19 protein-coding genes, 1 tRNA gene and 1 riboswitch are annotated in these 21,786 nt (G+C 68.5%); of the genes, 4 read left to right on the top strand and 16 right to left on the bottom strand.

Annotated elements, in window-relative coordinates; all coding sequences use genetic code 11:
• Positions 1 to 3 precede the first annotated feature (3 nt).
• From ACH34W_RS52785 to ACH34W_RS52825, 9 genes are all read right to left on the bottom strand, one after another.
• Complete coding sequence (locus tag ACH34W_RS52785) at positions 4 to 606, bottom strand: TetR/AcrR family transcriptional regulator (RefSeq protein WP_395968864.1); 603 nt, start codon at positions 604 to 606, stop codon at positions 4 to 6.
• A gap of 82 nt (positions 607 to 688) precedes the next feature.
• Entirely contained in the window at positions 689 to 1,879 is a 1,191-nt protein-coding gene (locus ACH34W_RS52790) for an acetyl-CoA C-acetyltransferase (protein WP_395968865.1), read from the bottom strand.
• Between the two features lie 34 nt (positions 1,880 to 1,913).
• Positions 1,914 to 2,531, bottom strand: a complete 618-nt coding sequence (locus tag ACH34W_RS52795; protein ID WP_395968866.1) for a TetR/AcrR family transcriptional regulator — start codon at positions 2,529 to 2,531, stop codon at positions 1,914 to 1,916.
• A gap of 13 nt (positions 2,532 to 2,544) precedes the next feature.
• Positions 2,545 to 3,321 (bottom strand): SDR family oxidoreductase, encoded by a 777-nt coding sequence (locus ACH34W_RS52800; protein WP_395968867.1) that lies wholly within the window; start codon positions 3,319 to 3,321, stop codon positions 2,545 to 2,547.
• Positions 3,318 to 4,544, bottom strand: a complete 1,227-nt coding sequence (locus ACH34W_RS52805) for an acyl-CoA dehydrogenase family protein (protein ID WP_395968868.1) — start codon at positions 4,542 to 4,544, stop codon at positions 3,318 to 3,320. The genes ACH34W_RS52800 and ACH34W_RS52805 overlap by 4 nt, the downstream gene beginning before the upstream one ends.
• Positions 4,545 to 4,645: 101 nt before the next feature.
• Positions 4,646 to 6,646: a SpoIIE family protein phosphatase gene (locus tag ACH34W_RS52810; protein WP_395968869.1), complete on the bottom strand. Its 2,001-nt coding sequence runs from the start codon at positions 6,644 to 6,646 to the stop codon at positions 4,646 to 4,648.
• 127 nt (positions 6,647 to 6,773) lie between these two features.
• Positions 6,774 to 8,057 carry a glycosyltransferase gene (locus tag ACH34W_RS52815; RefSeq protein WP_395968870.1) on the bottom strand — a complete coding sequence of 428 codons (1,284 nt, stop codon included), beginning with the start codon at positions 8,055 to 8,057 and terminating at the stop codon, positions 6,774 to 6,776.
• Positions 8,041 to 11,031, bottom strand: coding sequence for a CDP-glycerol glycerophosphotransferase family protein (locus tag ACH34W_RS52820; RefSeq protein WP_395968871.1), 2,991 nt, complete (start codon positions 11,029 to 11,031; stop codon positions 8,041 to 8,043). The genes ACH34W_RS52815 and ACH34W_RS52820 overlap by 17 nt, the downstream gene beginning before the upstream one ends.
• Positions 11,032 to 11,343: 312 nt before the next feature.
• A complete protein-coding gene (locus tag ACH34W_RS52825) occupies positions 11,344 to 12,081 on the bottom strand; it encodes a CHAP domain-containing protein (protein ID WP_395968872.1) in 738 nt (245 codons plus the stop codon).
• A gap of 12 nt (positions 12,082 to 12,093) precedes the next feature.
• Positions 12,094 to 12,245: riboswitch (cyclic di-AMP (ydaO/yuaA leader) on the bottom strand.
• Between the two features lie 670 nt (positions 12,246 to 12,915).
• Between ACH34W_RS52825 and galT the strand changes: the two genes are divergently transcribed.
• The 3 genes from galT to ACH34W_RS52840 all read left to right on the top strand — a co-directional run bounded on the left by galT (position 12,916) and on the right by ACH34W_RS52840 (position 15,919).
• The gene (gene galT, locus ACH34W_RS52830; protein WP_395968897.1) at positions 12,916 to 13,932 is read left to right on the top strand and encodes a galactose-1-phosphate uridylyltransferase; all 1,017 of its coding nucleotides are present in this window, start codon (positions 12,916 to 12,918) and stop codon (positions 13,930 to 13,932) included.
• A gap of 159 nt (positions 13,933 to 14,091) precedes the next feature.
• The gene (locus ACH34W_RS52835) at positions 14,092 to 15,465 is read left to right on the top strand and encodes a pyridoxal phosphate-dependent decarboxylase family protein (protein WP_395968873.1); all 1,374 of its coding nucleotides are present in this window, start codon (positions 14,092 to 14,094) and stop codon (positions 15,463 to 15,465) included.
• Positions 15,425 to 15,919: a GNAT family N-acetyltransferase gene (locus ACH34W_RS52840; protein WP_395968874.1), complete on the top strand. Its 495-nt coding sequence runs from the start codon at positions 15,425 to 15,427 to the stop codon at positions 15,917 to 15,919. Before ACH34W_RS52835 ends, ACH34W_RS52840 begins: the two co-directional genes overlap by 41 nt.
• Here ACH34W_RS52840 and ACH34W_RS52845 read toward each other — a convergent pair.
• Entirely contained in the window at positions 15,898 to 16,515 is a 618-nt protein-coding gene (locus tag ACH34W_RS52845; RefSeq protein ID WP_395968875.1) for a hypothetical protein, read from the bottom strand. The genes ACH34W_RS52840 and ACH34W_RS52845 overlap by 22 nt on opposite strands.
• A gap of 360 nt (positions 16,516 to 16,875) precedes the next feature.
• Between ACH34W_RS52845 and ACH34W_RS52850 the strand changes: the two genes are divergently transcribed.
• Positions 16,876 to 16,949 (top strand) — tRNA-Pro (locus ACH34W_RS52850).
• 79 nt (positions 16,950 to 17,028) lie between these two features.
• Here ACH34W_RS52850 and ACH34W_RS52855 read toward each other — a convergent pair.
• The 6 genes from ACH34W_RS52855 to ACH34W_RS52880 all read right to left on the bottom strand — a co-directional run bounded on the left by ACH34W_RS52855 (position 17,029) and on the right by ACH34W_RS52880 (position 21,715).
• Positions 17,029 to 18,240 (bottom strand): tyrosine-type recombinase/integrase, encoded by a 1,212-nt coding sequence (locus ACH34W_RS52855; protein WP_395968876.1) that lies wholly within the window; start codon positions 18,238 to 18,240, stop codon positions 17,029 to 17,031.
• The gene (locus ACH34W_RS52860) at positions 18,237 to 18,482 is read right to left on the bottom strand and encodes a helix-turn-helix domain-containing protein (RefSeq protein WP_395968877.1); all 246 of its coding nucleotides are present in this window, start codon (positions 18,480 to 18,482) and stop codon (positions 18,237 to 18,239) included. The genes ACH34W_RS52855 and ACH34W_RS52860 overlap by 4 nt, the downstream gene beginning before the upstream one ends.
• Positions 18,483 to 18,622: 140 nt before the next feature.
• Positions 18,623 to 20,260 (bottom strand): replication initiator, encoded by a 1,638-nt coding sequence (locus ACH34W_RS52865; RefSeq protein WP_395968878.1) that lies wholly within the window; start codon positions 20,258 to 20,260, stop codon positions 18,623 to 18,625.
• The gene (locus ACH34W_RS52870) at positions 20,257 to 20,973 is read right to left on the bottom strand and encodes a hypothetical protein (protein ID WP_395968879.1); all 717 of its coding nucleotides are present in this window, start codon (positions 20,971 to 20,973) and stop codon (positions 20,257 to 20,259) included. The genes ACH34W_RS52865 and ACH34W_RS52870 overlap by 4 nt, the downstream gene beginning before the upstream one ends.
• Complete coding sequence (locus tag ACH34W_RS52875) at positions 20,970 to 21,281, bottom strand: hypothetical protein (protein ID WP_395968880.1); 312 nt, start codon at positions 21,279 to 21,281, stop codon at positions 20,970 to 20,972. The genes ACH34W_RS52870 and ACH34W_RS52875 overlap by 4 nt, the downstream gene beginning before the upstream one ends.
• Entirely contained in the window at positions 21,278 to 21,715 is a 438-nt protein-coding gene (locus ACH34W_RS52880; RefSeq protein WP_395968881.1) for an RRQRL motif-containing zinc-binding protein, read from the bottom strand. Before ACH34W_RS52880 ends, ACH34W_RS52875 begins: the two co-directional genes overlap by 4 nt.
• Positions 21,716 to 21,786: the final 71 nt, after the last annotated feature.

A 21,786-nucleotide genomic window follows, 5' to 3' on the forward strand; every position in this document is an offset into this window, starting at 1 on the left:
TCGTCACTCCGCGACCTCGGGCAGGCCGAGCATGTGCCCGACGAGACGATGCAGGTGTGCGCGGAACCGTGTCAGCTGGCGAGGGTCGCCCATACCGACGCGCCGCCCGTCCGCGTCCAGCACGCCGCCGCGCCCGAAGCCGTGCGTGCACCAGATGACCGTCATCAGGGCGTATTCGAGGTCGACCTCCTCGCTGACGGCAGGCCTCACCACCTCGATGACCATGTTGAGCATGGGCCGGACGTAGAGGCTCTCCAGATGGGCGACGTCGGCCGCGTCCGACAACCACCGGTGCATCCAGAGCGCCGGCACCTCTGGATGCTCGACGCAGAAATCGAGATAGCCGTCCACGAGCCGCCGCACGCCCGCGGCGTCCGGGGTGAACTCTGCGAGGACGCTTTCCAGGGCGGCACGTTCGGTCCGGTGGGCCCGTTCCATGACGGCCAGGTACAGGTCGCGTTTGCCGCCCACGTGGTAAGCGACCGTGGCGATGTTGAGCCCGGCGGCCTCGGCGATCATGCGGGTCGGGGTCCCGTCATAGCCGAGTTCGGCGAACAAACGGGTGGCCACGTCCAGCACCCGTCCCGGGCCGGAATCGCTCGTCATGGCGGACACGTTAGAGAGGCCCGCGGAAGCCAGTCAATCGTTTGATGGAGACGGGCCTTTCCGCCTGTTCATCACTCCTGGATCAAAGACGCTCCAGGATGGTGACGTTGGCCTGGCCGCCTCCCTCGCACATGGTCTGCAGGCCGTAGCGGCCGCCGGTGCGCTCCAGCTCGTGCAGGAGCGTGGTCATCAGGCGCGCGCCGGTGGCGCCGAGCGGATGGCCGAGCGCGATCGCGCCGCCGTTGGGGTTGGTCTTGGCCGGGTCGGCCCCGGTCTCCTTGAGCCAGGCGAGCACGACCGAGGCGAACGCCTCGTTGATCTCGATGGCGTCGATGTCGGCCATGGTCATGCCGGTCTTCTTGAACGCGTGCGCCGTGGCCGGGATCGGCGCGGACAACATCCGGATGGGGTCCTCGCCGCGAGCCGAGATGTGGTGGATCCGGGCGCGCGGGGTGAGGCCGTGGTCGCGGACGGCCTGCTCGGAGGCGATGAGCAGGGCGGCTGCGCCGTCGGAGATCTGGGAGGAGAGCGCGGCGGTCAGCCGGCCTCCTTCGACCAGGGTCTTGAGGCCTGCCATCTTCTCGCGCGTGGTGTCGCGGCGCGGCCCCTCGTCGGTGGTGACACGCAGTGTCTCACCCCCCTGGCTACGCCCCACCGCCCCCGTATACGGGGCGATCTCGCGTTCGAAGCGGCCCTCGTCGATGGCGCGGATCGCGCGCTGGTGCGACTCGTACGCGAACGCCTCCATCTCCTCGCGGGAGATGTCCCAGTCGCGGGCGATCTGCTCGGCTCCCGCGAACTGCGAGACCTCGCCGTCGCCGTAGCGCCGCACCCATCCCTTGGAGCCGGCGAACGGTCCCTTGTCGAAACCGAGCGGCTCGGCGGCGGTCATCGCGTACGCGATCGGGATCTGCGACATGTTCTGCACGCCGCCCGCGACCACCAGGTCCGAGGTGCCGGACAACACCGCCTGGGCGGCGAAGTGCACCGCCTGCTGCGAGGAGCCGCACTGGCGGTCGACGGTGACGCCGGGGACCTCCTCGGGCAGCCCCGCCGCCAGCCAGCAGGTGCGGGCGATGTCGCCGGCCTGCGGGCCGACGTTGTCGACGCAGCCGAACACGACGTCCTCGACGGCCGCCGGGTCGACCTTCGTGCGGTCCATCAGCGTCGACAGGACGTGGGCGCCCATGTCGGCCGGGTGCACCGCGGCGAACCCGCCGCCGCGGCGCCCGACCGGAGCGCGGACCGCCTCGACGATGTAGGCCTCGGCCATGACGTGCCTCCTCAGGGGGTCGTGTACAGAGGTTTCAGGTCGCCTGGATCCCTTCCAGGACCATGGCGAGATACTGCTTGGCGATCTCCTCGGCGGACAGCCGCCCGCCGGCGTGGTACCAGGTCGCCGCGACCCACACGGTGTCGCGGATGAACCGGTAGACCAGGGACCGGTCGAGGTCGGGCCGGAACTCGCCCTCCTCGATGCCCCGGTCCAGCAGTGACAACCACATCTCCTCGAACCGCCGGCGCGATTCGAGGAGATAGTGGAAACGTTCGCTGGTGGCGAGGTGCTTGGACTCGTTCTGGTAGATGACGACGGCGGGCCGGTGCCGGTCGATCGAGCGGAACGACTCGACGACGAGGGCCTCCAGCGTCTCGCGGGCGCCGAGCCCGGAGGCGAGGACGCGGTCGTAGGCGGCCCACATCTCGTCCAGGAACGTCGACAGGATCTCGTCGGCCATCGACTCCTTGGAGTCGAAGTGGTAGTACAGGCTGCCGCCGAGGATCCCGGCGGCGTCGGCCACCTTCCGGACCGTGGTGGCGCTGTACCCCTGCTCGGCGAACACCTCGGCGGCGGTGGCGAGCAGCTCGGCCCGCCGCTCCGCCCGCGCCGCGGCGGTGCCCTCGGCGTCGCGCCGTCGTGGACTCATGATCGCTGGGTTCCTAGGGGTGCTGAGAGGAGACGGAGACGACCTCGCCCGTCATGTAGGACGAGTAGTCGCTGGCCAGGAAGACGATAACGTTGGCCACTTCCCAGGGCTCGGCGTAGCGGCCGAAGGCCTCGCGGCGCGTCAGCTCCTCCAGCAGCTCCTCCGACGTGACCTTGACCAGATGCGGGTGCATGGCGAGGGACGGCGACACCGCGTTGATCCGCACACCGAAGTCGGCGGCCTCCAGCGCGGCGCAGCGGGTGAGCGCCATGACCCCGGCCTTGGCGGCGGCGTAGTGCGACTGGCCCTTCTGTGCCCGCCAGCCGATCACCGACGCGTTGTTGACGATGACGCCGGCGCCCTGGTCGCGCATGCGGCGGAGGGCGGCGCGGGTGCAGCGCATGGTGCCGTTGAGGGTGATGTCGAGAACGCGGTCCCACTGGTCGTCCTGCATGTCGACCAGGTCGGCCGTGCCGCCGAGACCGGCGTTGTTGACGGCGATGTCGATGCGCCCGAAACGCTCGACGGCGAGATCATAGAGCGCCTGGACCTGCTCCTCCGCCGTCACGTCACAGGGCAGCGCGGCGACCCTGTCGGTGCCGAACTCCTTCTCCAGCTCGGCGAGCGACTGCCCGAGCCGCCGTTCGTGCGCATCGGAGATCAGGACGCGGGCGCCCTCCTCCAGGCAGCGCCGCGCGGTCGCCCCGCCGATGCCGGCCCCGGCCGCCGCGGTGATCACCACCACGCGGTCCTTGAGCAGGCCGTGCCCGGGCACGTAGGTAGGGGTCACGGCCGCGCCTCTCTGGTCTTGGATTCACGGGTCTTGGGTTCACGGATCTTGGGTTCACGCGGAAGGCCGAGCACGCGCTCGGCGATGATGTTGCGCTGGATCTCGTTCGACCCGGCGTAGATGGTGTCGGAACGCGAGAAGAGGAAGAGCCGCTGCCAGTCGTTCAGGTCATAGGGTGCGGCGTCGGCCACGAGCCCGGCGGCTCCGAGGACGTCCATGGCCAGCTCGCCGAGATCGCGGTGCCAGGTGGCCCAGACCAGCTTGGAGATCGACGATTCGGGGCCGGGCGCGCCGGACGCGACGCCCGCCATGGTGCGCATCGCGTTCAGGCGCATGATCTCCAGCCCCATCCAGGCGCGGGTGAGCCGGTCGCGCATCAGCGGATCGCCGATCGCACCGGTGCGCCGGGCCAGCTCGATGACGCCGTCCAGCTCGCGGCGGAAGCCGACCTGCTGGCCGAGCGTGGCGACGCCGCGCTCGAAGCCGAGCGTGGCCATCGCGATCTTCCAGCCGTCGCCGGGCGCGCCCACGATGTCGCCCGCGTCCGTACGGGCGTTGTCGAAGAACACCTCGTTGAACTCGGAGGTGCCGGTGAGCTGCACGATGGGCCGGATGTCGACGCCGGTCTGCTTCATCGGAACCAGCAGATAGGACAGTCCGTCATGGCGCACCGAACCCGGCTCGGTACGGCAGATGACGAAGCACCAGTCGGACTCCATCGCCAGCGACGTCCACACCTTCTGCCCGTTGATCCGCCAGCCGCCGTCCTCCAGGACCGCCCGGGTCTGCACGTTGGCCAGGTCGGAGCCCGCGTTGGGCTCGGAATAGCCCTGGCACCAGAGTTCCTCGACCGCGACGATCGGCGGGAGGAACCGCGCGCGCTGCTCGTCGGTGCCGAACGCGATGATCGTCGGCCCGAGGAGGTTCTCGCCGATGTGGCCGACACGCGCGGGGGCGTCGGCGAGGGCGTACTCCTCGTTGAAGATCACCTGCTGCTCGACGGTCGCCCCGCGGCCGCCGTACTCCTCGGGCCAGCCCACGCACGTCCAGCCCGCCGCGGCCATGTGCCGCTCCCAGGCGAGCCGTTCCGGGAACGCCTCGTGCTCGCGCCCGGGCCCGCCCAGCCCGCGGGCGTGCGCGAACTCGCCCGACAGGTGATGTTCCAGCCAGTCGCGGACCTCGGCCCGGAAAGCCCGGTCCGCAGGGGTCTCGTTCTGGTTCACGACAGGAACTCTACCAAACAGTTGTTAGAAAGAATCATCCCGGACCGCGCTCTGGACCCTGCGCTGGGACCCTGACGCTGCTCCGGAAGGCCGCTGCGGGATCAGCGGACGCGCAGCGCGAAGAGCGTCGTGTCGTCGGCGAAGCGGTCGAGCGCCATGCCCTTCAGGATGTCGTCCAGCATCTGGTGCAGCTCGCCGCCATGGCTCACGACGATCCCGGCCAGCATGTCGATCTGGTCGTCCAGGTCGGTGCCGCGCCGTTCGACCAGGCCGTCGGTGTAGAGCACGATCAGGTCGCCGCTGCGAAGCCGGACGGTGCTCGTCCGGTACTCCATGCCGGGGAACGCGCCGAGCAGCGGATCGGGCTCGCCGCCCGCCTCCAGGAGGCGGGCCCGGCCGTCCCGGACCAGGATCGGCGGCGGATGGCCCGCGCCCGCCCAGCACAGCTCGCGGGTCTCGGGATCGAAGTGCCCGATCACGGCCGTTCCCGTGGTGGCCGGGCCCACGTCGTGCACCAGGTCGTTGAGCCAGCTGAGGAGCCGTCCCGCGTCCTCACCCGTGTAGGCGAGGCCGAGCAGGCCGTTGCGCATCCGCGCCATGTCGGCGGTGGCCGCCAGTCCGTGGCCGCTGGCGTCCCCGACGGCGAACATCGAACGGCCGCCGGGCAGCACACGGGTCACGTACCAGTCACCGCCGATGCGCGCGGTGTTCTCGGCGGGGATGCTCCGGACGGCGGCGCTCACCCCCGGCGCGCCCGCGAGCACCCGGTCGGGCGGCAGCACCGCGCGGCGCAGCGTCAGCGCCACCTGCCGCTCGCGGGCCGTCTCGCCCTGCAGCCGGAGCAGGTCACGGCGGGTCTCGGCGAGCACTCCCTCCATGGAACGGCGGCTGGTGATGTCCTGCGTGAGCGCGCTGATGTTCGTCAGCAGGCCGGAGCGGTCCAGGGTCGGCTCGGCGTAGAGCCACAGGTGCCGGTTCGCTCCGTCCGGCGTGCGGATCCGGAACTCGACCTGGACGGGCTCGCGCCGGTTGAACAGGACGTGTACGGCCTGCTCGAAGAGGGGCAGGTCCGCAGGCTCGACGATCTTCGGCAGCTCATCCAGCACAAGGGGGCCCTCGTCCTCGAGCCGCCCGTAGTTGGCAAGCATCTGCGGCGACCAGTCGTGCTCATCGGTGGCCAGGTTCCACTCCGAGAAGCCGATCTTGGCGAGCCGTTCCGAGCGATCCAGGCGACGCCGGAGCCGCTCTTCCTCGTCGTGGAACCGCCAGGTCAGGCACACGCCCGTCGGCACACGGACGCAGCGGATGCTCAGCTGAACGATGCGCGAGGTGCCGTGGTGCACGGCGGTGTAGTCGAACGGCCCGCGCGCGAACGGCCGTCCCGTCTCCAGGACCTCGACGTAGGCGGGAAAGAGCCCGTTCAGCCGCGAGCCCGGATCGGTGCGCAACAGCCGCCGGCCGATCAGCTCCTCCGGGCTCCGGCCGAAGATGTCCTCGGCCACGGCGCCGAACGCCGCGTGCAGGAAGTCGACCACGTGCCCGTCGACGGCCCGGATCGGAACCAGGAGGCAGGCCGAGCCGAGGGCCGCGTCGAGCACCGCCTGCGCGACCGGGTCCTCGGGCGTGCCCTCCAGCAGCCGGGCGTCGGACTCCATGTCCGCCTCCGCAGGCCTCGCCGTGTCCGCCTCCAGAGGTCTCGCCGTGTCCGCCTCCGCAGGCCTGCCGGGGGGTTCGTTCACCGCAGGCGGTTCGTTCAGTGTGCCTGGTTCGTTCAGCGTGCCTGGTTCGCCGCCGCCGGCCGCTGCCTCGACCGTCCGGTACGCCTGGTGCGCGGCTTCCACTGATCTCCGCATCAGCTCGGCGTCCGCCGGTAGATCCGGCACGTCCGCGCCGGCCGGGCTGTGGGCGATGAGCAGCGACGCCGCGTCCTCGAGCTCCATGCCGAGGTCCCTGGCGAGCCAGATCAGATGTTGCAGGGCTTCGGCCTCATGGCACCCGAGCCGGTCGGCCAGCACCACCCGGGCCTCGGCCACCACAGCCCTGCCCCGCATGGCCGCCCGGAGCTCGCTCAGGTCGGGCATCTTCATCCCGATGGATCCCATCCTCAGGCACGCTCCAGCAAAGTCCGCATCCCCGAAATATAGGGCCGTTCTGCGGCGGACTCGCCCGAGGGCTCCCAAAGGGCTGAACTGTAGAGCAAGTCATGGCATTGCCTGATTAAAGGTCAGCTCACGAATCACCCTCCGGAGTCAAAGAGAACGGCTTGGATTCCACTCCCACGGCCGTTCCAGGCAATGCTGCGGAAAATTCGCCGTCGAACTGGCAGCTCGTTCCGGCTTGCGCTGGAAGAGCAGATGTGTCTCGGTGGAGCAGGCAGAACAGCCGTTCCCACCGGTCGAGCACCGCGTCCGGGCGTAGGCGCAGGACCGAGACGCGGGCCTGGGCGCCCATTGAGCGGCGCAGCGCGGCGTCCTCCATCAGCGTGCCGAGCGCCGCCGCGAAGGCCACCGTGTCTCCAGGGGGCACCAGCGTGCCCTCCAGGCCGTCGGTGATCAGCTCTCGGACGCCGGGCGCGCAGTCGAACGCGACCGTGGGCAGGCCGTACGCCATGGACTCCAGCACCGACATCGGGAACCCCTCGTCCCGGGACGGCAGCGCGAAGACCGACGACCCGATGAGCGCCGCCTCGACGTCGCCGGTGACGCCCCGGAACTCGACCGAGCCGGCGATGCCGGCGTTCCCGGCCTGTTCCCACAGCTCGGCCTCCTGCGGGCCGGCCCCGTACAGGCGCAGCCGCCACCCGGGATGCCGGGGCGCGACCTCCTGCCACGCCTCCAGCATCATGTCCAGGCCCTTCTCATAGGAGAGCCGCCCGATGCAGGTGACAACGGGCTCGTTGAGCGTGGGGAAACGGGTGGGTGACACGTGCAGCGGATTCGGCATGTGGTCGGCGTTGGTCATGCCTTCCCTGGCCCAGGCGTCGGCGTCCTCGGGCGTGAGGGTGAGCATCCGGTCGACACCGGCGTAGTGTTCCTTGATCCGCGCGTACCGGGACGAGCGCCGGGTCGCCGCGTACGACTCGTGGCTCATTCCGATGACCTTCAGGTCGCGCGTGTCGGCGCACGCGACCCATTCCATCGCCCAGATCTGCGCGGCGATCACCACGGCTCCCGGGCGGGCGGCGGCGAACAGCCCCGAAAGCCGGTCGGCCCCTCTTCGCATTTCCTTGGTGCGCCATAGGTCCCGGCTGTACGCGGCAATGTTGAGACGTTGAGGTAGCCCCCGCGGGCGCCATTTAAGGATGGGCGGTCGCCATTCGTCGTAAAGAACGATCACGCGGTACGAGTCGTCCTGGCCGTAGTCATGCGGCTCCGGCGCATGGGTGATGCCGACGAGGGTGACAAAGTGCCCCCGAGCCGACAGCAGGCGGGCCATATGGTGCGCCCACCGCTGGAGTCCGCCCATCCCGTCGATGTTGTTGCAGACGATGATCACGTCATGCGGCTCGGCCACGCGGGCTCCCTTCCTTGGCCGCCCTGGCTCCCTTGGCCGCCCTGGTTCTCATGGCCGCCCTGGTTCTCATGGCCGCCCTGGTTCTCATGGCCGGCCTGGTTCCCTTGGCTCTCCTGGCTTCCCGGAAGAATCGGTCCACCACGGTGCGTGCGGCGGTGCCGCGGTCGTACTCGCCGAACCGTTCGGCGAAGCCCCGGCGGCGGCCCTCTCCCGGGTCGTCCCCGGCGGCGAGCGCGGACAGCGCGGCGACCAGGTCGTCCTCGGTCCGTGTGATCGGGCCGGGCGCGTGCCGGGTGAGGTCGAAGTAGCCGCGCCCGAACGCCACGTCCTCGGAAAGGTGGAAGATCATCGGCCGGTCGAGCAGGGCGTAGTCGAACATGATCGAGGACTGGTCGGTGATGAGCACGTCCGCGAGCAGCAACAGCAGGGTCACGTCGGGGACGTCGCCCACGTCCCGTATCGAGCTCTGGACGGCCGGCGGCAGCCGCACGGTGCTGCGGTAGTGGGGGCGGACGAGCAGGAGGAAGTCGTCCCCCAGCTCATGGACGAACCGGTCCGGGTCGACGGGCGGGTCGAGGTTGCGGACCGGGCGGCCGTCCGGGTGTGAACGGGAGGTCGGCGCGTACAGCACCACCCGGCGCCCGTCGTCGTTCAGGCCGAGCCGTTCGCGCAGCGCGGCCAGTTCGCCGGCGAGCTCGCGATCGCCCTGGCCCTTGGTGACCAGCGGGTCGTTGCGCGGGTAGCCGGCGGGCAGCAGTTCCGCTCGGACGCCCAGTCCCTTGACCAGCGTCCCGACGTCGTGTTGTGACCGCACCAGGAAGCAGTCGTAGCGCTCCACCATGCGCTGGAGGCGTGCCCGTTGGGCGCGCGTGCCGCTCTTGATCCTCGGCTGGTCGAATCCCATGGTCTTGAGAGCCGATCCGTGCCAGGTCTGGATGTAGGTGGTCTCTGGGCGTTTCCTGATGCCGTCGGGGAAACCCTGGTTGTCGATCCAGTACTCGGCCCTGGCCAGTGCGAGGTAGTAGCCCCACGAGCCCCGCTTGACGAGTGTCGCGTCGGAGGGGAAGCCACGGGTGGACGACTCGTACGACCACACGGCATGCACGGGGATGCGGGATCGGCGCAGCTCGCGGTAGATGTACTTGGGGTTGTCGGAGTACTGCTTGCCGAGGTGGCTCTCAAAGACCACGCTGCCGGAACGCACCGGCAACCTGCTGAGCACGCGGTTGAAGACGGCGACCTTGGTCTTGCGGGCGGTGAGCGTACGCCGGACGGATCGTTCGAACGTGCGGACGCGCTTCCAGGCGCTGCGACCCGGCGACGTGGCCGCCGCCCAGTGCACCGTCGCCATCGTGGCCTGCGTCAGCCTGCTTCCACCCTGGAGTTTGAACGCCAGATGGCCCGCGTGCGTGACGTACGAGCGCATGCCGTCGGCGGCGAGCCGGGTGAGGCGAGGCCGCACCGGCAGAACGACCCCGTCGAACGCCTCCCCTTCGCCGGTGCCCTCCCCCGGCAGGGTCAAGATCTCCTCACCGTCGACGTCGAGACGGAGGCGCACGTCCCAGATCGAATCGGCGAACCCGTAGGGACGAACCTGCCGTATCGGATCGAAGTCGGCCTGCCAGCGGAGCCGGGCTCCCTCATGGGTCACGGTGGCGGGGATGTGGCGCACCCGCATGGGGCGGCGGCGATCGTTCAGTTCGAGGGTGGCGCTGAGCTCCGCGTGGGCGGGGACACGATCTAGCACGTTCAGCACATGGCCTTCGAGATGCGCGAGGTGGCCCCACATGGCCAGGCCCGTGACGGTGTTGGCGGGTGTCAGCTCGCGGAGCGGCCGCTGGTGCAGGCCGAGGCCGGTGACGTCGAGGACGCGGCGGGCCAGGGCACTGTCCGCGCGCCGGGTGCCCCAGAAGATGCGGCCGTTCTGCTCCCGCAGCGCGCTGCGCAGCTCCAGCCGCTTGCCCCGCCCGTACTCGGCCGCGGCGAGCGCACCGGTCAGGTCACGTTCGCGCAGCAGGAACGCGGCGATCGCGGGGACCGGGTGGGCCGCCGCGAAGACCCGCGGATCCAGCTCCGCCAGGTAGGCGGCCGCCAGTTCCAGGAAGCTCGCCCGGTAGACGGGGTCGCGGACGCGCAGGTCGCGCAGGTAGAGGAGCAGATCGTGGTTGACGAACTTGGCGTCCTTGGCCCGCTCCAGCTCGTACGCGCCGCGCAGCCGGAACAGTGCGTCGATCCGGCGGTGGATCTCCAGCCGGTCGGCGAAGTTGGCCAGCTCGGCGCGGCGGTTGGAGATCGACGGCGCCGTCTCCGCCCTCGGCTCGACAAACCAGTTGTAGACGCGGTGCGGGATGAGGGCGGTCCTGTCGGCGGCGAGGTAGGCCTCGGCGGAGAACAGGAGATCCTCGTAGTGCAGGCACTCGACGAAGCGCAGCCCGTGGTCTTCGAGGAAGCTGCGGCGGTAGGCCTTGTTGGTCGACAGGGTGTCGTAGAGAAGGTCGGGCTTGTCGCGGAGGGACCCGAAGACCGCGCGGCGGGCGTAGAGCCACGGGTACCACCTGCGTTCCTTGCACGAGGCGTTGGGCAACGCGAGCACGATCCGCGTGCAGAGGCCCGACACCAGATCGGCCCCGGTCTCCTCGGCGGCGGCGATCAGATTGAGGCAGGCGTGCCGGTCGAGGAGGTCGTCGCTGTCCAGGAACATCACGTACCGGCCGCGCGCGTGCTCGGCCCCGACGTTGCGCGGCCGGCCGCAGCCACCCGAGTTGGACGGCAGGCGGATGGAGCGGACCCGCCCCGGGTGCTCGGCCGCCAGCCGGTCGGCCACCTCGCCGGTCCCGTCCGTGCTGCCGTCGTCGACGACCACCGCCTCGACTCCGCCGAGCGACTGGCCCAGCACGGAGCCGACGGCGCGCGGCAGCCGCGCTGCGTCGTTGTAACCGATCACGACGACGGTGACATCCGGGCGCCCCGGCATCGAATGCTCCCTCCGCTCCGTCCCATCCCGTCCCGTCCCGTTCGCCGTGTTCCTTTCCAGAAACGCGGGATCATGGGCCTAAGCAGGGGCAAAGCGTCCGAATGATTCGTATTACCCGGGAGGCGCCGAACTCGGCCTAGGGAGGCTTAGACAGGCATAGCGAGGCTTAGGAAGGCATAGGGAGGCTTAGGAAGGCATAGGGAGGCTTAGGAAGGCATAGGGAGGCTCAGGGACGAGAGCGGGCAGAAACACCCGAAGGCGCCCAGCCGGAGCCGTACGCCTTCGAAGCGGGGTGGGGGAAGGTCTTTGGGGTCAGGACTTCTTGTAGTCGGCGTAGTCGGGGTAGCCGTAGCCCACGACGGACGACTTCGGCCGGACCTTGCTGACCACGGAGTTGCTGATGTTGCCCTCGATGGTGGAAATGGTGCCGTTGCCGTTGTCCTTGACGACCATGCCGACGTGGTCGATGCCGTCGACGCCGCCTGACGAGCCGTTCTGCCAGTCGAAGAAGACGAGGGCGCCCGGCTTGGCCCGCTGGCCCCACCGCTTGGTCTTCGCAAGCCACCTGGCGTGCTGGACGGTGTAGGCGTCCCAGCCCATGCCCTTGACGCCGGTCTGCGCACCGACCCAGGACACGAACATGTTGCACCAGGCTGCGCCGCTGTATTCGGCGATGTTGCCGCCGTCACGCCGGGCGGTGAGCTTGGCCTCGTTGGTCTTGATGTACCAGTCGTGGAACTTGGTCCGGCCGTTGGCGCCTTCGGTGATGCCGACCTGCTTCAGTGCCAGGCTGATCGCCTTGGCCGAGCTCGCGGCTGTGGCGGCCTTCTTGGCCTTGGCCTTCTTGGCCTTTCGAGCCTTACCGGCGGCCTTGTGGGCGTGCGCGGAGCCGGCGACCCGGGCGTCGGCGCGGGCCTCGGCGGTGCCGGAGAAGTTGACGGGGCTGAAGACCGAGAGCCCGAGGGCACCAGCCAGGACGGCGCTGAGGGCGACGCCCACGGCGGCGGCCGGATCATCGGACACAGGCTTCACGATCTTGCGGTCGAACATCAAAGAGAACTCCCTTACTCCCATGACGCCTACCGGGTTAGCTGACGGATTCGGGCATGGAAGAGCCCTACGGCGCACGCGAAGGAGCGCCGATTCACCCCTGCAAAATGGGTCCCCGGCTCCGCATCCAGTGGAGGGGGATGCGGACTCGGCCTAGGGCACCGCGAGCGCGGTGCCCGGCTATTCGGATTGATCTCGTAACGAGGCGCGGAACACACGGCCGCGCGTCATGGCCAGGTAAAACGGGCCATGTTGGGGGGTCAAGTCCCTGATGGGGCTCGAGACCTGGGCACAACGCATGGGGTGCGTCGCGAGATTGCAATAGAAGGTATCAAACCCTCACGCGATGGCAAACCACCACCAAAGATTCTTCTTGAAGAGGTCACAGGATCCCAACGTAAGCATGCTCCAGACCATTCCCGGACCACCAAAGTGGGGTCAAGATTGTTTGTCAGGAGGGGCCGGGAGGCACGGAAAGACGGGGTGTGCGGCGCCTCAGCCGAGGGGGTCGCGGACGCGGCGTCGCGCCGTACGAAGTGAGATGCGTCACCAATCGGCGACGAAGATCTCTTCACCTTCGCCTTCCACAAGATCGGTGAGCCCGGCCAGGCCACCGGCGCCGGCGAGAACGCGGCCCTGTGCCGCTCCTGCCCAGGCGCGGCTCCTGCGGCGATTCCGTCCTTGCCGTCCCGGCCGGATCATGCGCTTGACCCCACGATGACCAAATGCGTGTTTCTAACAGGAACATGTGCGTTCGACTAGATCATCCGGCTGTGCGCACCACCGAGGTTCCGCGTCATGGGAGGCTGGGGCCATGATTCGAGGATGCGGACGGTGAAGCGCACCGTCACCCGACTGGCGGACGGCCGCGAACTGATCTACTTCGACCGGCGGGACGACGCCGACCGGAGCGCCATCGACGAGCGGCCGCTGCCGGAACGCGCCACGGCGTCGGAGCTCCGGCACGACCCGCTGCTCGACGAATGGGTCGCCATCGCCGCGCACCGCCAGACCAGGACCTTCCTGCCCTCGACGGACGACTGTCCCCTCTGCCCCTCCACACCGGGGCGCCCGACCGAGATCCCGGCGCCGGACTACGAGGTCGTGGTCTTCGAAAACCGGTTCCCCTCGTACGGCGACGGCGCCTCCGGCGGGCGTTGCGAGGTGGTGTGCTTCACCTCCGAGCACGGCAGGTCGTTCGCCGAACTGCCCCCCGAGCAGGTGCAGACCGTCATCGAGGCCTGGGCGGACCGTACCGCCGAGTTGTCCACGTACCCCGGCGTCGAGCAGGTCTTCTGCTTCGAGAACCGCGGCGAGGCGATCGGCGTCACCCTGCACCACCCGCACGGGCAGATCTACGGCTACCCGTTCGTGCCCCCGCGCACCCGGCGCATGCTGGACGTCGCGCGCCGCCACCCTGGTGATCTCTTCGCGGAGGTGCTGTCGGCCGAACGCGAGGAGGGCGTACGCGTTGTGGCGGCCAACGACCTGTGGACGGCGTTCGTGCCCAAGGCGGCCCGCTGGCCGTATGAGGTGCACGTCTATCCGCATCGCCGCGTACCCGACCTGCCCGCCCTGGATAGCGCCGAGCGCGAAGCCCTCGGAGCGCTCTATCTCGACCTGCTGGGGCGCCTCGACCGGCTCTTCGGCATGCCGCTTCCCTATGTGTCGGCGTGGCACCAAGCCCCTGTCCGTACAGACCGCGACTTGGCGTGGCTGCACCTGGAGCTCTTCTCGATCCAGCGCGCGCCGGGGAAGCTCAAATATCTGGCGGGCTCGGAGTCGGCCATGGGCGCGTTCGTGAACGACGTAAGCCCGGAAGACGCCGCTCGCAGGCTCCGCGAGGCCTGACCCTGGCCTAAACCCGGCCTGCCCCCGGCCTGACCCGCCAGGCCACTTCCCGGCATTGGCCCGCGACACGGCACAAGCACGTTCTCTAGCGTTCATGAGGCGCCCTCCCGACCCTAGGAGACCGTCATGGACGCCCGGCTAGCAGATGACCTTGCCCGAATGCCCGAACTGCTTGAACACGTGCGGGTGCGCGCCGCCGACCTCCTCGCCGGGCTCGCTGAGCGCCCCGCCGCGGTCCCACCCGTCCCCGCCAAGCCGCTCGCGCTCCCGCCGTCCGGAATCGGCCTGGACAACGCCCTGGCCGATTTCGCCGAACGCTGGGAGCCCGGCTTCTCCGGCAGCGCGGGCCCCCGCTACCTCGGTTTCGTCACCGGGGGCGCGACCCCCGCGTCCGTCGCCGGTGACTGGCTGACCAGCGTGCTCGACCAGAACGCCGCCCCCGGCCTGGACTCGTCCGCGCCCGACCTCGAACGGGAGACGATCACTTGGCTCCGCGAGCTCTTCGGAATCGGCGAGGAGCACACGGGCTCGTTCGTCTCCGGCGCGACGATGTCCAACACCGTCGGCCTAGCCCTCGCACGCGAATGGCTAGGCGAACAACAAGGCATCTCCATCGCTGATGCAGGCGTCGGCGCCCTGGCCGACGTGACAGTCCTGTCTGGCACACCGCACTCCAGCATCTACAAGGCCCTGTCCATGCTGGGCATCGGCCGTGACCGCCTCCGCACGATCCCGACCCTCCCCGACCGCGAAGCCGTCGACATCGACGCCCTCGCCTCCGCCCTGGCCGACCTGCCGGGCCCCGCCATCGTCGTGGCGAACGCAGGCACGGTGAACACCGTCGACTTCGACGACCTCGAAGCCATCGCCGCCCTCCGCGATCGCCACCCGTTCTGGCTCCATGTGGACGCCGCGTTCGGCGCGTTCGCCGCCCTCACCCCCGCCCACGCGCACCTCGTCGCCGGCCTCACCCTCGCCGACTCGATCTGCGTGGACCTGCACAAGTGGCTGAACGTCCCGTACGACTCGGCGATCCAGCTCACCAACCGCCAGGATCTCCAGGTCCACGTGTTCCAGAACTCAGCCGCTTATCTAGGACTGCCGACGACCACCCCAGACTTCGTTCACCTGACCCCAGAGAACTCCAGGCGCCTGCGAGCCCTCCCCGCCTGGTTCACGCTCCGCGCGTACGGCCGTGAGGGTCACCGCTCGATCGTCGAACGCAACATCGCCCAAGCCCAGCGCCTAGGAGAGGCCATATCGGTCTCTCCCCACTGGCGCCTGCTAGCCCCAGTCCGCCTGAACGTGGTCTGCTTCACCCTCGCCGACAGCCCAACCAATGCAGCCATCGACACAATCACTCAGAATCTGGCCGCCGCCGGCACGACGTTCCTCACGCCCACCGTCTACGCAGGAACCCCCGCCCTCCGCGCCGCGTTCAGCAACTGGCGCACCACCGACGCCGACGTAGAACGAATCGCAAAGGAGATCAATGCAGGAGACCGTCACCTATCTGGAAATGACCAGCCCTGACGACATCAACCCCGCGGACCCCGTCCCCACCGTCACCCTGGCTCCCGCCGACCCCGAGACCCACCGCGCCCTCAACATCAGGATCGGCGAAAGGTACCTCTGGGAGAGTGTCACCTTCACAGAAGCCCAATGGGCGAAATACCTGGCCGACCCCGACGCCCAAACGTGGCTGATTAGATCCGGCGATGAGAACGCTGGCCTGGCCCGCTATGCCATCGCCGCAACAGAAGTAGAGATAAGCACGTTCGGCCTAGTCCCTGAGTTCGTAGGCCGCGGCATAGGCGCCTACGCCCTTACCCTGACGCTCCAGAAGGCCTGGGAAATCTCCCCCAACACCCGCCGCGTGTGGCTGCACACCTCCACACTCGACCATCCGAACGCGCTGCCCAACTACCAGAAGCGCGGCCTGCGCCCCTTCCGCACAGAGGTCCGTCAGCGCGACGACGCTCGATAGAGATCCCGGGTCAGCCGAGTAACCCGTTCACTCGCAGCCCTAAAGGAACTCCCCACAGGCTGCAGCGTCAACACGACAAAAATCCGCTGACCCACGATCCCCGTGGTGTGCAACACCGGTCGCCCAAGCCCGAGATCAGGCCCCACCACCGGCTTGAACGATCCTTCCCTACACCGCACAGCCGGAACGTCCCCGAACCCCGACCACCCCTGCTTGATCGCCCAGGGCTTGGGCACCGCCCGCGGAATCCCGAAGAACTGGTCAAACCCATCGGTCCCGCACTGCGTGGCGCGCCCCAACTCCCTGACCACAAACTCCCGATGCCCCTTGGGCGCCTTTTCCAGCAGATACCGATAAGTCTTGAGCACGTCCCCGGCGCTCAAGGCCGTATACCCCCAGAACCCGGGCTTGTCCGCTGGAGGCCCCGCAGTCTCCGTCAACCCCGCCTTCGGCGCCATCCGCTTGATGATCTGCCCCTGACCACCCCGCCGCCAGAAGTACGTGGCCGCCTTGTCATCGCTGGACCGGAGCATCTTCCCCATCAAGGCCCGATCCCCACCCCGCCCCAGCTGATCGAGCGCAATCAGGATCTTCACCACCGAAGCCGACCGCACCGTCTGCCGAACCCGATGCTGAAGCAGAACCTTCCTGCTCCGCCGATCGAAAACGACATACCCGGCCCGCACCCCCGCAGGCACCTTCACAGAGACAGCCCGCTTAGGAGGCGCCGCCCTCTCAGACGTCCGAGCAACGGAAGGCGTACCACTGGCCGTCGCCTGAGGAGGCTCCTCACCTGCGCACCCACAGAGCCCGGTCACCCCGACCGCGACCGCCATCCCCCCACGCGCCATCAACGAGTTCACCCGGCATGCCTACCAGACATCCATCCCGCCGTATCTCGGTACGCAGGAGGGCGCAGACTGCGCTAGAGTAATCACGCCCGCTCAGCCGGGCACCGGGACGTAGCGCAGTTTGGCAGCGCACTTGACTGGGGGTCAAGGGGTCGTGGGTTCAAATCCCGCCGTCCCGACAGAACGCCAAGGCCTGATGATCACGGACTTTTCCGAGGTCACCAGGCCTTTTGCGTATCCGGCCGAAGCGGCTGGCCGTCACTCGACGAGCCGCAGCCGGGGACCATCTGGGGACCGCCGCACGCTGAGGTGAAGGCTCAGAGCCTCCCCCGCCGCACTAATCGACTTGGCGTCCGGATGCAGATACCGCTGCGTCGTGGAAAGCGATCCATGTCCAGCGATCTTCCGCAAGACATGGACCGGCACCCCGGCATCGGCCATCCAGGTCAGCCCGGTATGGCGTAGATCGTGCCGCCGCAGGTACTCGTACCCGAGCCGTTGCACGACCTCGTCCCAATGGGTGGCGTCCCGGAGGACGGCGGTGGTGATTCGTCCGCCTCGCGGTCCGGTGAAGAGTCGGCCCATCGGGTCCTTACCCACCGCATCCAGGCGTCGGCCGACCAGATCCCGGATTTCCTCGATAAGGGGAACGGTGCGAGCGCGCTTGCCCTTGGTGCCCTTGTCGACCAGTCCGCCGGGGCTCGGAGTGGTCTGGCGCCGCACGGTCCAGGTCCACGCATCGCGATCAATGTCGCCCGCTCGTACGCCCGAGACTTCACCGATCCGGGCCGCGGTGCATGCGGCGAAGATGATGACCTCTCCCCAGCCTTGGTAGTGATTGGTGGACCGGGCGACCAGAGCTTCCGCGAGCTCGATGAGCGCGGCCCAATCCGGCAAGGCCAACGATCGAGGGTCGTCGAGCTCGTCTTCTGCCTGCTTGTACTGCTGCTGCCATCCCGTGATGCGGGCTGGGTTGCGATCGATGATTCCGTCCCGGACGGCCTGCTCCATCACGCGGACGAGTGCGGCGAGGCTGTTCTTCACGGTGGAGCGCCCGCAGGCATCGGCAATCCATGCATGCACCGTGCGATCAACGGCGCCGTTACTGATCATCCGTACCGGTAGATGTCCAAGCGAGGGCACAACCCGGCATCGCCATCCAGCCATGTATGGATCAAGGGTCTTGCTCTCCAGGCCACGCATGGCGAGATCCATGACACTGTCGCCATATTCGACGAGCACCATTGTGGCGGTGGCCGGGTCGATTCCTCCTCGTGCGGCGACCTGTATCTCATCAATCCACGCGGCAGCTTCTTCTTCCTCCTTCTTTGCTTCTGAGAGTGACTTGCGGCGGCCTGTGGTGGGGTCGGTCCAGCGGACCCGAGCGCGATAGGGCTTGGGGCGTCCAGGTCGATACTCGATGTCGGTTGAGAGCGAGACCCCGAGAGGGAGTTGCTCCCGGTGGCTCACGCCGCCACATCCTTGGGGTCAGTGCGATGACTCAACAGCCAGCGCTGAACGTCGATGGCGCTGTATCGGGTGACGGCACCGCTCATCTTGACGAAGGGTGGCCCCTGGATCGGATGAGCGGTTCGCCACCGGCGGAGCGTCGAGGGGTCCACTCCGATGATTTCGGCGAGTTCCTCGGTGGTGTACCAACCGCCGAGCAACAGCCTGTCGGGGCTCTGGCTTTCGGTGATGTCGATTGACATGCGTTCTCCTTGCAGCTCATGAGGTTTCCTTCCGTGTTGGACATGAAGCTCAGGTCGAGATCTTCGCGTCCGGGCCTATTTCTTGCTCCCGCATCAGCGGGGCCTTGGACCCCTGATCGGTCGCCCACAGGGACGACTGTTTATGCTGCATGTGGCTGTTGGCCTTGAGCATGCTCGTGGGCGAGTTCTTCGCGTCCGGCTTGGTGTCGACGGCGGGCTTGGTCGGCGGCGGTGTTGGCGAGGAGGGCGTCAGCGGTGGTGTGCCAGCCGGTTCCGACGTAGGTGAGGGTGCCGACGATGAGCGTCGTTTGGTCGCCAAGGTTGTCTTGACGGTGGAATGCGTCCGCTGGGTGGTCGGGACCTTGTGTTTGGGTGCGGCGGTAGTGGATGCGTGCGGCGCGTAGGGCGGCGAAGGTGATCGAATAGCGGCGGGCTTTGGTGAGGAAGTGTCCGCCGAAGCCGAGCATGTGGGCCCACCTGCGTAGTTTGGCATGGTCGGGGTGTTCGCCCAGGGTCCAGCAGGCCGCGATGAGTCGGGCGGTGTGGTCGCCGCCAGGGTCGGCGTAGAGCCGGACGGTGGCGGGGGTGAGCCGTTGTGAGGCGTGGCCGGTGATCTCGGTGCCTTTGGTGGCGTACTTGGCCAGGTAGGCGGCAACCATGGCGTCGGTGACGGTGTCGCCGGTGTGCAGGGTGATGGGCCGGATATCGAGAGCCTTGGCGGGGTCGCCCCAGGTAATGGGCCAGCCGCCGGGGTTTTCGGGGTGGCCAGGTGTGGTGGTGCGGGTGTGGATGACGGCATACCGAATGGCGTCGTCGAGATCAGCGACGGTGAAGCCGGACGGTGGCGGGATGACGGCGTCGAGGTCGATGGAGTCGATGCCGTCGAGGCGCAGGAGAGCATGGAAGTGGACGATGCCTCGTTGCTGGTATTCGGCGGCTTTGCCGTGTGAGAGCCGGACGGACGGGAGCCTGCGTTGCCGGGCGAGGCGGTTCAGGTAGCGTTCGGCGGCTTGTTTGGTTCGTCGCCATAGTTCGCCCGCGTGCTGATTCCAGATCACGTGGTGGTCGTGGTCGTAGCAGTCCAGGCACAGTGGTTTCCCGAGCCGCTGGTCGCTGGATTCATGGCGGGCGAAACAGGCCAACGTAATGCCGTGCGGGCAGACCTCAGCGGTACCAGTACGACGGGCATGGCAAGGATCAGGTCGGCAGCCGCACCGAGTCTTGTCTCGGCAGGTGTGGTGTTTGACGTGACGGGCATGCACCGGTCCGAACGAGGGTGCGGTGAGAGTCGCGAACACGGCGGGATGGCTGTTGACGGTGGTGGGCACGGTTTTGCCGCCGGTCAGCCCGGTGCGGATGAGTTGGTAGGCGTCGCCTTGGTAGGTGTAGGCGCAGGAGGGGCAGACGATGTGGCGGCGGTTGCCGCACGCTTTGTAGATGACGCCGTCCGGTAGCGCGCTGGTGGGTGTGGTGGCCAGGACTTCACCGGTGCGGGTGTCGACGGTGTCGAGATGGCCGAGCAGTCGGATGGGGCGGGTGCAGCCTGCGGCGGGCCAGACGTGGTCGAGCCAGTCGAAGTAGCCGTCGCCACCTCGGATGAGCGCGGTGTCGGTCGCCAGGATAGGGCGGCGGGTGATCTTTGAGGGTGGTAGCGGGGAGACGGTGAGGCACAGTTGGGTGGGGTGTGCGGGTTCGGTGTTCGCCCCGGTACCCGGGCGGAGGGAAGTCCGTCCGGGTGCCAGAGCCAGCGCCGAACGGGGCGCGGGGATGTGGGTCATGGGCGCCCGCCGGTGTCGGAGGCGTCGTTGTCGTTGGTGGTGTCGCCGTTGAGGGTGTTCAGGACGGCGGTGGCGAGGGTGTGGTCGATGCCGAGGTGTTCGGCGAGTGCGAGGGTGCCGATGGGGTGGCCGTGGGTTTGGCGGTGGATGTGGTCGGCCATCCGGGCGCCGGTGACCAGCTGTGCCGGGACGGCCTGTGTGACCGGTTGGGTGGTGGGCTGGTCGGTGGGTTGGGTGAGGGCGGGTGGTTGTTGTGCCGCTGCGTGCACGGTAACCGCGTCGTCGTGCTGGCCCTCGTTGTCGATTGGGTTGTGGCTGGTGAGTGCGGGTGTGGACAGCACGAGTTTGGTCAGCGCCAGGAAGGCCAGGGCGGGTACTGCCGACAGCAGCCAGCCGACGGGGGTGGGTTCGGCGACGGCGAGTTGGGCGGCGATGGATAGTCCGGCTGCCAGGATCAGGACGGTCATGGGGTAGCCGACTGGGTGGCCGTGTCGTTTGCGGCGGCGGATTTCCAGGGCGGCGGCGGTGGGGGTGAGTTCGGAGATGACGGCGTTGGCCCAGCCGAACCAGTCGCCGGTGCCGGGTGGGCTGTTGGTCATGGTCCAGTCGTGGACGTGGGTAAAGGAGGCGGCGCCGGCCATCGAGGCAACGGCGAGCAGGATGAGGATCTGGGCGGTGGATTCGATTCGTTCGGCGGTTTTGGTGGTGGTCATGTGCGGTCACCGCCCCAGCGTTGTTGGGCGGCTTGGCGGGTGATGCCCAGGGGGCGGGCGATGTCGGCCCAGGAGTAGCCCCAGTCGCTACGCAGGCCGTGGACGGCTTGGGCGATGGCGTCGTCGAGCTCTTGGGAGAGTTGAACGGCGTCGGCGATGGCTTCGATGTCGCCGGAGGCGATGCGGCGGCTGTAGGCGCGGATAATGCGGCGCAGGAACGCGACGTAGTCGTCGTTCTCGACCACGTGTCGGGGCCGCTTTCTGAGTGGTTCGGGCGTCAAGGCCATGTTGACGGTGGGGGCGCTCATGACAGGGCCCCGGAGGCTTCGGCGCAATCGAGGCATTCGCCCAGCGAGCGCGGAATGTAGTAGCTCTTGGTCCGCCCGCAGCTAGAGCAGGTACGGCGGGCCTTCAGCGCTTTGGCGATGGCCGCGTGCTGGGCGGGGGTGGCGGTGCGCTTGGGTTTGGCGTCGGCCTCGCGGTAGAGGTAAGCGACGCGGGCGCCGTCGCGCCACAAGATTTGGGCGTGTACGGGTTGGCCGCCGGGGCGTAGTCCTTTGGCGCGGAGCTGGCGGCGGGTGAGCAGGCCTGCCGGTGCCCACCGGTAGGGGTAGGTGGGGATGCCGTAGCGGGTGCCGGTGGGGTCGTAGTGCTTGAGGTAGATGCCGCGTTGGGACAGCGCGTCCAGGGCGGACACGTGCGGCCCGGTGGTTTGGGCGCAGGTGTAGCCGGTAGCGTGCATGGTGATACCACGTCCTTCCTTTGCTGGTGGGGTGGTTCGGCGAGGGCCGGGATTCTTTGGCGAGAGGTCCG

It is taken from the genome of Actinomadura sp. 6N118, assembly GCF_044326415.1.
Classification (GTDB): Bacteria; Actinomycetota; Actinomycetes; order Streptosporangiales; family Streptosporangiaceae; genus Spirillospora.